At 42.6% G+C, this 11,122-nt stretch carries 13 protein-coding genes and 1 riboswitch; of the genes, 3 read left to right on the forward strand and 10 right to left on the reverse strand.

Annotation, left to right across the window (positions count from 1 at the left end):
* Nucleotides 1-3: 3 nt before the first annotated feature.
* The 8 genes from ACEYKX_RS05415 to thiB all read right to left on the reverse strand — a co-directional run bounded on the left by ACEYKX_RS05415 (nucleotide 4) and on the right by thiB (nucleotide 5,820).
* Nucleotides 4-558 carry a Sua5/YciO/YrdC/YwlC family protein gene (locus tag ACEYKX_RS05415; RefSeq protein ID WP_373767315.1) on the reverse strand — a complete coding sequence of 185 codons (555 nt, stop codon included), beginning with the start codon at nucleotides 556-558 and terminating at the stop codon, nucleotides 4-6.
* Nucleotides 558-1,088 carry a topoisomerase DNA-binding C4 zinc finger domain-containing protein gene (locus ACEYKX_RS05420; protein ID WP_373767316.1) on the reverse strand — a complete coding sequence of 177 codons (531 nt, stop codon included), beginning with the start codon at nucleotides 1,086-1,088 and terminating at the stop codon, nucleotides 558-560. The genes ACEYKX_RS05415 and ACEYKX_RS05420 overlap by 1 nt, the downstream gene beginning before the upstream one ends.
* Nucleotides 1,075-1,392, reverse strand: a complete 318-nt coding sequence (yqfB, locus tag ACEYKX_RS05425) for a N(4)-acetylcytidine aminohydrolase (RefSeq protein ID WP_373767382.1) — start codon at nucleotides 1,390-1,392, stop codon at nucleotides 1,075-1,077. The genes ACEYKX_RS05420 and yqfB overlap by 14 nt, the downstream gene beginning before the upstream one ends.
* Nucleotides 1,385-1,852 (reverse strand): recombination regulator RecX, encoded by a 468-nt coding sequence (recX, locus tag ACEYKX_RS05430; protein WP_373767317.1) that lies wholly within the window; start codon nucleotides 1,850-1,852, stop codon nucleotides 1,385-1,387. The genes yqfB and recX overlap by 8 nt, the downstream gene beginning before the upstream one ends.
* A 40-nt stretch (nucleotides 1,853-1,892) precedes the next feature.
* Nucleotides 1,893-2,993, reverse strand: a complete 1,101-nt coding sequence (gene recA, locus ACEYKX_RS05435; protein WP_373767318.1) for a recombinase RecA — start codon at nucleotides 2,991-2,993, stop codon at nucleotides 1,893-1,895.
* A gap of 127 nt (nucleotides 2,994-3,120) precedes the next feature.
* Nucleotides 3,121-3,726, reverse strand: a complete 606-nt coding sequence (locus ACEYKX_RS05440) for an aminotransferase class IV family protein (RefSeq protein WP_373767319.1) — start codon at nucleotides 3,724-3,726, stop codon at nucleotides 3,121-3,123.
* Nucleotides 3,704-4,675 (reverse strand): aminodeoxychorismate synthase component I, encoded by a 972-nt coding sequence (locus ACEYKX_RS05445; protein WP_373767320.1) that lies wholly within the window; start codon nucleotides 4,673-4,675, stop codon nucleotides 3,704-3,706. The genes ACEYKX_RS05440 and ACEYKX_RS05445 overlap by 23 nt, the downstream gene beginning before the upstream one ends.
* Nucleotides 4,676-4,839: 164 nt before the next feature.
* On the reverse strand, nucleotides 4,840-5,820 hold the full coding sequence (thiB, locus tag ACEYKX_RS05450; protein WP_373767321.1) for a thiamine ABC transporter substrate binding subunit: 981 nt from the start codon (nucleotides 5,818-5,820) through the stop codon (nucleotides 4,840-4,842).
* Between the two features lie 50 nt (nucleotides 5,821-5,870).
* Nucleotides 5,871-5,966: riboswitch (TPP riboswitch) on the reverse strand.
* A gap of 187 nt (nucleotides 5,967-6,153) precedes the next feature.
* Here thiB and ACEYKX_RS05455 point away from each other — a divergent pair.
* Together ACEYKX_RS05455 and ACEYKX_RS05460 are read left to right on the forward strand one after the other, a co-directional pair.
* On the forward strand, nucleotides 6,154-7,221 hold the full coding sequence (locus ACEYKX_RS05455; protein ID WP_373767322.1) for a PhoH family protein: 1,068 nt from the start codon (nucleotides 6,154-6,156) through the stop codon (nucleotides 7,219-7,221).
* Nucleotides 7,218-8,261 carry a Gfo/Idh/MocA family oxidoreductase gene (locus ACEYKX_RS05460; RefSeq protein WP_373767323.1) on the forward strand — a complete coding sequence of 348 codons (1,044 nt, stop codon included), beginning with the start codon at nucleotides 7,218-7,220 and terminating at the stop codon, nucleotides 8,259-8,261. Before ACEYKX_RS05455 ends, ACEYKX_RS05460 begins: the two co-directional genes overlap by 4 nt.
* A 40-nt stretch (nucleotides 8,262-8,301) precedes the next feature.
* Here ACEYKX_RS05460 and ACEYKX_RS05465 read toward each other — a convergent pair whose 3' ends face one another.
* Together ACEYKX_RS05465 and ACEYKX_RS05470 are read right to left on the reverse strand one after the other, a co-directional pair.
* Nucleotides 8,302-10,455 carry a heavy metal translocating P-type ATPase gene (locus tag ACEYKX_RS05465; RefSeq protein WP_373767324.1) on the reverse strand — a complete coding sequence of 718 codons (2,154 nt, stop codon included), beginning with the start codon at nucleotides 10,453-10,455 and terminating at the stop codon, nucleotides 8,302-8,304.
* Nucleotides 10,456-10,457: 2 nt separating this feature from the next.
* Nucleotides 10,458-10,661 (reverse strand): heavy-metal-associated domain-containing protein, encoded by a 204-nt coding sequence (locus ACEYKX_RS05470; RefSeq protein WP_373767325.1) that lies wholly within the window; start codon nucleotides 10,659-10,661, stop codon nucleotides 10,458-10,460.
* Between the two features lie 71 nt (nucleotides 10,662-10,732).
* Between ACEYKX_RS05470 and cueR the strand changes: the two genes are divergently transcribed.
* Nucleotides 10,733-11,119, forward strand: a complete 387-nt coding sequence (gene cueR, locus ACEYKX_RS05475; protein WP_373767326.1) for a Cu(I)-responsive transcriptional regulator — start codon at nucleotides 10,733-10,735, stop codon at nucleotides 11,117-11,119.
* Nucleotides 11,120-11,122 lie beyond the last annotated feature (3 nt).

Raw genomic sequence — 11,122 nt, forward strand, 5'->3', positions numbered from 1 at the left:
TCTTTATCCTTGTCTGAAAATATGTTGGCTAAATATATCACGAATTTCGGAAGGATTTTGCTTTCCACCCGTGGCTTGATCCAACACGGGAAAATCCGCCCCAAATTGTCGACGAACCTCTTCCGCCGTCCGACACGGTGGAAGAGAGGTCAGATTCGCACTGGTTGACGTAAGTGCAAAACCCGCCGCTTCACAAAGTGCCACGACGGCAGGAATGCGACATAACCTCACAGCAATCGTGTCAAATTGCCCTTTGAGATAGCGCGGCACATCGGTTTTGGCGGGAATAATCCACGTAACCGCCTGTTCTCCGACTGTTTTAAAGCGTTGCCACTCCGCTTCCGTTAATAACGTATCATCAATATAAGGCAAAAGCAGTTCGATTTGATGAGCAATCAAAATCAACCCTTTGTCTTCAGGACGGTTTTTTAATTTCAATAAAGTTCTGACCGCTTGTTCGCTATTCGGATTACAACCTAGCCCGAAGACTGATTCCGTCGGATAAGCAACAACTTGATTTTGCTTGAGTTTTTCAACAATTTGATTCAAAGAATACATTATTCGTTTTCACTAAAAAGATGCTGACACTGCCTGTTCGCACAAAGATAATAAGATTTGCCCCGTACTTTTTTGAATGTAGCCAAGGCACAGGCACATTTCGGACAACGTTTCTTTAGCGGTTTACTCGGCAGAATAAATTTACATTCCGGGTAACCGGCGCAGCCGTAAAAAGCTTTCCCCGAACGCCCCGTACGCACGACGAGCTTATGTCGTTTGCATTCGGGGCAATCAAATTCTTCCTGAAGGTCAGGTTCGTCATGTACGATAAAATGGCAATCCGGGTAATTGCTGCATCCGATAAACATACCAAAATGTCCTTGTTTAAGTTGCAACGGCGCTTGGCACTCCGGACAAAATTCATCCAAGCGTTTAATCACATGACTTGCTTGGTGCAACGGTTTGAGATAGTCGCAAACCGGGTAAGCGGAGCAACCTAAAAAAAGTCCTTGTTTTCCCCGTTTTAGTTTTAGCGGGGAGCCGCATTGCGGGCAATTTTCGGTCTGTTTTGTCGATTTAAATAGGCTCATTGATTAGGCGAAATTCAATCACAAAAAAGTCATTATCATTAGGGTAAATCTGTCTGATCACCCGTTTTAGCTCATCAAGGCTCATATTCTCTTGCTGAGCATGTTTTTCATTCAGTTGTTCAAAGTGAATCGGAGTAACCGATAACACTTGGATACGAGCAAACAAGCGGTCGGTTTCATTGGTAAAAACGCAAAGTTGTTGCCCGGTTTGAAAGTATGCTTCCGATTTATCACGGATAGTAATCGTCTTTTTTCCGCTGATAATATCCGCTTCAAATCGACTGAAAAAGGTAATTTTATGCATCATGGTACTCTTCGTCATAATCATAACTTAAGTCGATTAGATGTTTAAAATGATCATTATAAAAGCCATGGCTAACCATATACCGCCACATTTTTTGTTTGGCCTTAATATCCCAACTCAGCGGGCGTTTTTTTTCAAAAAGACGTTCGGCAAGCTCAAAAAAATCAACTTCCGCCTCATCAAAAGCATGCGTAATTACCCACTCTTTGATGCCTTTTTGTTGCAATTCTTGCGTTAAACGGCGGGGACCATAACCTTGCTGAGAACGGTAACGAACATAAGATGAAGCAAATCTTTCATCGCTCTGCCAATGCTCTGCTTGCGCTTTTCTAATCGCCAGATTGATTTCATCATCACCGTATCCTTTTTGTTTAAGCCGCTGTCTTAGCTCAAACTCACTGTAGTCTCGCTTGGACAATAAATATACGATATAACTGATTGCATAAGGTGCTTTTGACATAAAACTAAAATGCGGTTTACGAATAAACCGCATTTCCTTATCAGAGTTCTTCTTCGTTAAATTCTTCATCATCCGCATTTATCTCTTGATGATGACTTTGCGATGAGCTATCCGTTAATAATGCACGAATATCACGTTCAATTTTTTCGGCAATTTCCGGGTTTTCTTTTAACCATGCGACCGCATTATTTTTGCCTTGACCGATTTTGGTGCCTTCATAAGAGAACCATGCTCCCGATTTTTGAATAAAACCGTTCGCTTCCGCTAAAATCAACAATTCGCTCATGCGTGAAATTCCTTCTCCGTACATAATATCAAACTGCACTTCGCGGAACGGCGGGGCAACTTTATTTTTCACCACTTTCACTTTTGTTTCGCTGCCGGTAATTTCATCACCTTCTTTAACCACACCGCAACGACGAATATCCAAACGGACCGAAGCGTAGAATTTTAGTGCGTTACCGCCCGTCGTAGTTTCCGGGTTACCGAACATTACACCAATCTTCATCCGGATTTGGTTAATGAAAACCACTAAACAGTTGGTATTTTTAATATTTGCCGTTAATTTACGTAACGCTTGTGACATTAAACGAGCTTGTAATCCCATGTGGGAATCGCCCATTTCTCCTTCAATTTCGGCTTTCGGCGTCAATGCGGCAACAGAGTCAACGATAATCACGTCAACGGCACCGGAACGAACAAGCGCATCACAAATTTCAAGCGCCTGTTCACCGTTATCCGGTTGTGAAATTAATAATTCGTCGGTATTAACACCTAATTTCTTCGCATAAACAGGATCCAACGCATGTTCCGCATCGATAAACGCACAGGTTTTACCGTTTTTCTGTGCTTGGGCAATCACGGAAAGTGTCAAGGTTGTTTTACCCGATGATTCAGGTCCGAAAATCTCGACGATACGTCCCATCGGTAATCCGCCGATACCCAGCGCCAAATCCAACCCGATAGAACCGGTTGATACCGCCTCAATATCCAGTTGTTGGGTATCACCCAATTTCATGATTGAGCCTTTACCGAATTGTTTTTCAATTTGTGCCAACGCTGCGGCTAATGCTTTTTCTTTGCTGTCCGGATCGTGTTGTTTGGTTACCGTGTTTTTCGGGCTTTTTTTATTGTCCGCCATAATGCTTTCCTTTTGGTTCGTATTTTTGTTCGATATGAATGAGTGGTCACTAAACTGTAAATTATTATACTGTTTGTTCATACAGTTTCAAGTGATTTTTTCTGCTTTTTCGATCAATGTCGCAAAATTATGTCATGATCGTACCGCTTGTAATCGGTAATGATCTCGCTTCATCAAACGGATTCAGCGCATTAATCATCATAATTCGTTCGTAGCTGAAAATATCTTCCGCCCGAATTTCAATCAACGTAATCAGCTTTTGTGTCAATAAATAAGAAAGTTGCGTTCCTTTTAATAAATAATTTGCGGGACTATACCATTGCCCTTTTTTGAAAAAAAGCAGATTCCCGATTGTACAATCGCTAACAAAACCGTTATTAATAATAATGATTTCATTACTATTATCTTGTTTTAATGCCTCAATATTTTTTCTGTCGCTATATTTATAGCGGTAATCCAGATTTTCCGTATACACACATTGATATCGATGAATTTTTTTCGGTTGATAAGAAAAAAAACGAACATTATATTCATATAGATTATAATCTACCCGACAGCGAACCAATCCGTACTGATATTCTTTCGGCACCACAATAATATGATTTAAATCAAAGGTATTCTTACCGTTTAAATAATGTGAACACGCCTTTTCCAAGCGTGCCTGATGATATTGTAAATGCATTACGTTACCGTTAATCACAGCCAATGTTTCAAACAGCGGATAGCGGCACATAAATTTTCTCCAAGATTTCATGATATTCATCATCCGGCGAACTTAATGCGGTAATGCCGCCGCCGCTGCGAAAGAGTAATTGCCCGTCTTGTTGTTCAATATAACGAATCGCAACGGCGCTTTCTACATTTTCACCATCAAAATAACCGAAAACGCCGGTATAGTAACCGCGATCCCGCTGTTCCGCCCGTTGAATAATCTCAACGGTTTTCGCTTTCGGCGCCCCGCTAATCGATCCCGCCGGTAACAATTTTGCCAAAATATTTCCGATTTCCGCCTGCCAATTTTCCGCTAATTCCCCGCAAATTTCCGAGCTGGTTTGATAAATTGCGCCTTTATGAGTCTGTATTTTTTCAAGATAGCGATATCGGGTGACTTCAATATTTTTTGCCACCAACGCCAAGTCATTCCGAATTAAATCCACTATTGTATTGTGTTCGCTAAATTCTTTTTCCGACGCCAATAATTTTTTGTCGGCATTTTCTTCATCGGCATTTATTGTTCCTTTCATCGGATAAGAGTAGATTTTATTATTTTTAACTCGAATAAAACATTCCGGTGAAAAACAAACACATTGATCATTCAATAAAAATTTATATTTCGCCTGACTGGCAAAATAAATTTCTGCCAAGGTATAATTGCAATAAATTTCAGTCGGGTAAGATAAATTTAATAAATAACTGTTCCCCGCTTGAATTTCTTGCTGAACAAAATCAAAACCTTGTTTATATTGATGAAAATCCATCGGTAAAAAATCCAATTTAAACGGTTTACGGGCTGTTTTCGGATTTTTTACATTACCGAAGCCTAAAAAATCAAAATAAATACCCTGTGCATTCGCTTGATTCAGCGGATAAATGAGCGGTTTTTTTTGTTCAAAATCAATCAGAAAGAAAAACGCTTGGCGCTGTTGCCCGAAGCGGTTTGCCGTTTGGATAAAATGTTGCATGCGGTTAAACAGAAATAGAAGCCGTGTTATGGTCACATTATAGCGTTTTTTACTCAAAATAAGGGAAATGATGACAATTTCTTTGCTAATCGATGAAAACAAGCGGTAAGATTTGCGCTGAAATTTGCAAATTTTTCATTCAATCACACCGCTTGTCTTTGCTTTTATTGACTGATCGCTTTTTGCCAATCGTTTATCCACGCTCTGACTTTTTCCGTATCAGGTTGGCTAAATTCAAGGGTTTTATAGCTTGGCAACGTTTTAAATAAGGGATCAACATCGGTATTCGCCACCGGTTTCATCACATTGTGATAAGAGATAATTTTCTGTGCGTCCGGTTGCTGCAAAAAGCGTAAAAATTGGCGGGCAAGCTCAGGTTGCTTACTGGTTTTGGTCATCGCCGCCACTTCCACTTGTAGCAAATGCCCTTCGGCGAAATCCGCCGCAACATATTTATCCGTTTGCTCATGCCATTGATGATACAAGGGTGAAGTGGTGTAGCTTAATACTAAATCCGATTCGCCCTTCAAAAATGCCCCGTAGGTTTCCGACCAACCTTTCCCGACGGTAACCGTATGGTTGGCTAAGGTTTGCCAAGCAGATTCCGTCTGTTCGCCATAGACTTGATTGACCCAAAACAGCAAACCGCGGCCGACGGTACTGGTACGCGGATCTTGATAAATCACTTTCAGATCTTGGCGTTCTACTAGCTCTTTTAAGCTTTTCGGCGGATTGCTGACTTTTTCTTTATTGTAAATGAAGGCATATTCACCAAAATCGTAAGGCAAAAAGGTGCTACTTTGCCATGCTAGCGGTAAGTTATTGGCAGAATTTTGCACATGGTGTTCAACAAATAAGCCGGATTTTTCCGCTTCGGGCATGACAAAATGATCAATACCAAGCATGACATCGGCTTTGGTTTTATTGCCTTCCAAGCGAATGCGGTTAAACATTGTCACTCCGTCTTCAAAAGGCATGAATTTCAGATCACATTGACATTGCGATTCAAACAGCGTTTCTAATTTACCGGCAGGTCCCCATTCCGACGCAAAAGAATCATAGGTGTAAACCGTGAGTGTCGGCGGTTGGGCAAAAGCGGTGGTTGCTGCGGTTAAGGCAGAAAGGGCGAAAAAATTAAATTTCATTGAAAACTCCTTCTAAAAGTGAAAATAGAAGGATCTAAAACAGGCGGATATAGATTGTCTGTCTCAAATCCCTACGCTGATATTAGTCAGATCAGGTTCTATGGGTATTTCTCAGCCTTTGTTACAAAGCACCCCGATGAGAACTGGGTATATACTCATTTTATTTTTTGAGCTGCTTTTTCAGACAAAAAACACCAAAACATAAAACGAGGATATGCCCTAGTATTTTACTATAATTTAAACAAAAAATCGCTTAGAATGCGGAAATCCGACCATATTACAAGCGGTCTGTTTTGCGCAACATTTTGCAAAATCCGTGGAAAAGGAACACACTTGAACGAACTGATTTTTACCCTTGAGCCGCAAGATAACGCCCGTCTGCAATCGTTATGCGGTGCGTTTGACGAACATCTCACCTTGATTGAAAAGAGCTTTAACCTGATTATCGCTCGCAATGCTTTCACCTTTACCCTTCAACCTGCCGAAGAAAATCACTATTCCGCTACGTTGCTAAAAAATTCAGCGAAATTAATTCAACAGCTTTACAACGAAACTGCGCCGATTAAAGGCAAAGTAAAAGAATTGGATTTGGAAGATGTCCATTTGGCAATTCAAGAAAGCCGTATGTTATTGCAAAATCAATGGACAAGCTCCGCTCATGAAATTGCCATTAAAACCAAACGTGGTGTAATTAAACCGCGTGGAGAGCATCAACAAGCCTATTTACGCAATATTCTCAACCACGATATTAGTTTCGGTATCGGACCAGCGGGTACAGGTAAAACCTTTTTAGCCGTGGCGGCTGCGGTGGAATCCCTTGAGCGCCAAGAAATCCGCCGTATTTTGCTCACTCGTCCCGCAGTGGAAGCAGGTGAGAAACTCGGCTTCTTACCAGGGGATTTAGGGCAAAAAATCGAGCCTTATCTTCGTCCGCTTTACGATGCGTTATTTGAAATGTTGGGCTTTGAGAAAGCTCAAAAATTGATGGAGCGAAATGTCATTGAAATCGCACCGCTTGCGTATATGCGTGGGCGGACGCTCAATGATGCCTTTATTATTTTGGATGAAAGTCAAAACACTACGACAGAGCAGATGAAGATGTTTTTAACCCGTATCGGCTTTAATTCTAAAGCGGTGATTACGGGAGACGTGACACAAATTGACTTGCCACGTAGCCAAAAATCCGGATTAAAACATGCGATGGAAGTGTTAAAAGATGTGCCTGAATTGAGTTTTAATTTCTTTGACAGCAAAGATATTGTGCGCCATCCCGTCGTAGCAAAAATCGTCCAAGCGTATGATGTGTGGGAAGCAGAAGATGAACAACGCCGAGAACAGCGTAAGTTAGAAAAATTGGCGCTGGGACAGCAGAAAATTTTAGAACAGGCGGAGCAACTATGAGCCAAGTGTTGAATGTTGGTATTGCCGGTTTTGGCTATTCTAGCCACGTTTTTCATGTGCCGTTTTTGAAAGAAGATCCGCGTTTTCATATTGCCAAAGTGTATGAACGTTCGACCGACAAGGCACTAGCCGTCTTGCCGAATGTGGAGATCGTACGTCAATTTGATGATTTATTGAGTGATGAGATCGATCTCATCATTATTACTACGCCGAACCAAACGCACTATGAGCTGGCTAAGCAAGCCATTTTGGCGGGTAAACACGTCTTGGTTGAAAAGCCGTTGGTGGTAGACGCACAACAAGCTGTGGAGCTGAATGAATTGGCTAAACGGCAGAATGTGATCTTATCGGTGTATCAAAACCGCCGTTGGGACAGCGCTATTGCCACTGCAAAACAGATTTTGGCTCAAGACTTACTCGGTGACCCCGTAGATTGTGAAATCCGTTTTGAACGCTATGCTAAAGGCAAAAATGTCAAAGCTTGGAAAGAAACAGGCGAAAAAGGTACAGGCTTAGTATATGACTTGGGCGTACATTTAATCGATGCTTCCCTTTACTTATTCGGCATGCCGAGCGCAGTATTTGCCGATATTCGCTATCAACATGAAGGCGCGTTGAGTGATGACAACTTCACCCTACATCTTTATTACGAGTCAGGCTTAAAAGTGGCGCTTTATGCGTCAAAATACGCTCGTGAAGCCGGTAAGCATTTTGTTTTGCACGGTAAACTGGGTTCTTATGTGAAAGAGAAGCCGGATATTCAAGAAGGATTGCTTGCAAGCGGTGTGATTCCGCATAAAAATTACAATCGGGAAGCGGAGCAAGATTGGGGAATTTTGCATACGGAGATTGATGGAGAAGTGGTTCGACAGTCGTTTCAGAATACGGAGACGAGTTATCAAGTTTTATACGATAATCTGTATTTGGCAATCACCGAACATCAACCGCTAGCGGTCACCGCCGAACAAGCCGCAACGGTGTTATCTATTATCGAAAAAGCATTTGAAAGTGCCAAAATCGGTGCAAAACTCTCGCTGTAACAGAAAAAACCGCTTATTTTATTGAAATAAGCGGTTTTTTCTATTTTAGTAGTCGTTGGCTATTGAGTACCACAGTCACTGACGATAATGCCATCGCAACCGCCGCAATCATCGGGTTTAATAACCCGCCGGTGAACGGATAAAGCACACCACAGGCAATCGGAATCGCAACAATGTTGTAAATAAATGCGCCGACTAAGCTCTGTTTCATATTTTGTACGACACGTTTTGAGAACGGCAAAATCTCAGCCAAAGGCTGTAAACCGGATTGCATCAAAGAAAGATCCGCACTTTCCACCGCAATTTCACTACCGTTGTGCATCGCAATACCGACATTGGCTTGTGCGAGAGCGGGGGAATCATTGATTCCATCGCCAATCATGGCGACTTTTCTGCCTTGTTGTTGGAGCTTGATGATCTGCTCAGCTTTTTGTTCGGGTAGGACTTCGGCAATCACTTCATCTAAACCTAATGTGTTTGCGTAATATTCCGCTGTAGCTTGGCGATCACCTGTCAGCATCACACAGTGATAACCCTGTGCTTTGAATTGAGCAATAACCGCCTGACTTTCGGGACGAAGTTGATCTTGCAAATAGATTACGCCAATCGTCTTACGGTTTACCGCAACAAAAACTTGTGTTCCTACGTGATGACAAGCGGTCTGTTTCACGGAAAAATTTGCAAAATGCGGATTACCGACCCGAATTTCATCTTCTCCCCGTAAAGCAGAAATCCCTTGTCCTTTCGCAATTTGTACATTGCTGATTTCCTCGCTCGGTAAATATTCCGCATATTTCACAATCGCTTTGGCTATCGGGTGAGAGGCTTGCTGCTCAAGGCTTTTGGCTAAACGAAGCACATCATCGACGCGGCTATCGCCAAAGGTTTCAATATGCGTTATCTGCATTTCACCTGTTGTGAGCGTCCCTGTTTTATCAAAGACTAACGTATCAAGTTCACTGCTCGCCTGTAGTGCTTCAATGTTTCGAACCAACACCCCAAACTCGGCGGAACGAGCGACACCGACAATGGTAGAGAGTGGAATGGCTAATCCTAACGCACAAGGGCAGGCAATAATTAATACCGTGGTGAAAATGGATAAGGCAAAGGCAAAATCTTGACCTAATGCTAACCAAATTAACGCACTGAGTAAGGCAATCGTGACCACCGTCGGCACAAAAACGGCGGCGACCTTATCCACCCATTTTGCTAACGGTGGTTTAGATGATTGTGCATGGCGGACGGCAGAAATAATCCGAGCTAATGCCGTTTGTGAACCGACTTGTTCGGCAAGATAAATTCCCGCACCGTCTTGCACAATGGTGCCGGCCCGCACTTTATCGCCTATTCGTTTTTCAACGGGTAAGGCTTCTCCCGTCAGCATGGATTCATCCACCCACAATGAACCGCTTTGCAATACGCCGTCCACTGCAAAGCGATCCCCCGTTAAGGCTTGGATTCGCATTTGGGGTTTTATCCCTTTCGTTGAAATCGTTTTTGCAATTTCTCCGTCAAAAATGACCGCTTGTTGTGGCGCTAAATCCAGCAATTTTTCTAAGGCGAGAGATGAACGCTGCTTCGCTTTCAATTCCAGATATTTGCCTAAATTGAGAAAGCCGATGATCATCACGCTGGCTTCGTAGTATAAATGGGAATGGGGTTGAGGGAACAGCGTCAAATACAACGAATAAAGAAAGGCAACGCCCGTGCTAATCGCAATCAAGGTGTCCATTGTCGCCGCCCGGTGTTTCAAGCTTGTCCACGCCCCGATAAAGAAGTGCTTACCACTAAAAAACATCGTGCCGAGTGTCACGAATGCCCAAGCTAACCAAATAGGACGATTTTCTACGGTCGGTGACATACCGAATACCATGCCGTATACCATCAATAAGCCACCCACCAATAATACGACAATAAACTGACGACGTTTTTGGGTTAAAGTCGCTAACGTTTGGGCTTGCTGCTTGGCTCGACGAATCTCTTCACTTTCTAACAATTCTGCACCGAAACCGATTTTCGTCACCGCTTGTACCACGGAATCTGCCGTAACATCACCTTGTACAAAGGCGGTTTGATCGGCTAAATTAACCGACACATATTCCACGTCCGCCAATCTTCCGATAACCGTTTCTACACGGCGTACACAAGCCGCACAATGCAAGCCGTTGAGCAGAAATTGTTGCTCTTGTGCCATGGCTATGCCTCTTTTGCCTCAAAGCCAATATCAACAATGGCATCAATCAAGGTTTTTGCCTGTTCTTCACTGTCGATAATAGCGGTTTGGGTCGCCAAATCAATTTGTACATCACGGACTGTCGGTAATTCTCGTAAGGCTTTATCCACACTTTTCACGCAATTGCCGCAATGTAATCCGTCAAGTTGTAATGTGATGGTTGTCATTTTATTTCCCTTTTGCGTTTGAATAAATTGAGTGCATAATAAACCTTTACCCTAGGTGAAGGTCAAGTGTTATGAATATCAGCCAAGCAGCAAAATTGTCGGGATTAACCGCCAAACAGATTCGGGATTACGAAAAAGCAGGATTGTTACCGCACGCTCAGCGCAGTGAGTCGGGTTACCGTCTGTATTCGGAAAAAGAGCTGGAACGATTACATTTTATTAGCAATGCCCGTAAAGTCGGCTTTTCCCTTCAACAAATCGGCGAATTATTAAAGTTAAATGATGATCCGAATCGGGCAAGCCGTGATGTCAAACGATTGACCGAGCAGCACATTATCGAATTGCAGCATAAGATTGCCGATTTACAAGCGATGTTGAATTTATTACAAAATTGGAACCGCTCCTGTTGCGGTAATGAAAAATCGGATTGTGCGATTTTGAAAGGATTACAGCGCTAACAA

Origin of the sequence: Glaesserella sp. (assembly GCF_041817755.1) — a bacterium.
Taxonomy (GTDB): Bacteria; Pseudomonadota; Gammaproteobacteria; order Enterobacterales; family Pasteurellaceae; genus Glaesserella.

Excerpts from the sequence above, each read along its gene's own strand:
- recX (WP_373767317.1), bottom strand. The coding sequence starts at position 1,852 with ATGTCAAAAGCACCTTATGCAATCAGTTATATCGTATATTTATTGTCC.
- ACEYKX_RS05415 (WP_373767315.1), bottom strand. The coding sequence starts at position 558 with ATGTATTCTTTGAATCAAATTGTTGAAAAACTCAAGCAAAATCAAGTT.
- ACEYKX_RS05465 (WP_373767324.1), bottom strand. The coding sequence starts at position 10,455 with ATGGCACAAGAGCAACAATTTCTGCTCAACGGCTTGCATTGTGCGGCT.
- ACEYKX_RS05445 (WP_373767320.1), bottom strand. The coding sequence starts at position 4,675 with ATGCAACATTTTATCCAAACGGCAAACCGCTTCGGGCAACAGCGCCAA.
- thiB (WP_373767321.1), bottom strand. The coding sequence starts at position 5,820 with ATGAAATTTAATTTTTTCGCCCTTTCTGCCTTAACCGCAGCAACCACC.
- recA (WP_373767318.1), bottom strand. The coding sequence starts at position 2,993 with ATGGCGGACAATAAAAAAAGCCCGAAAAACACGGTAACCAAACAACAC.
- cueR (WP_373767326.1), top strand. The coding sequence starts at position 10,733 with ATGAATATCAGCCAAGCAGCAAAATTGTCGGGATTAACCGCCAAACAG.
- yqfB (WP_373767382.1), bottom strand. The coding sequence starts at position 1,392 with ATGCATAAAATTACCTTTTTCAGTCGATTTGAAGCGGATATTATCAGC.
- ACEYKX_RS05460 (WP_373767323.1), top strand. The coding sequence starts at position 7,218 with ATGAGCCAAGTGTTGAATGTTGGTATTGCCGGTTTTGGCTATTCTAGC.
- ACEYKX_RS05470 (WP_373767325.1), bottom strand. The coding sequence starts at position 10,661 with ATGACAACCATCACATTACAACTTGACGGATTACATTGCGGCAATTGC.
- ACEYKX_RS05420 (WP_373767316.1), bottom strand. The coding sequence starts at position 1,088 with ATGAGCCTATTTAAATCGACAAAACAGACCGAAAATTGCCCGCAATGC.
- ACEYKX_RS05440 (WP_373767319.1), bottom strand. The coding sequence starts at position 3,726 with ATGTGCCGCTATCCGCTGTTTGAAACATTGGCTGTGATTAACGGTAAC.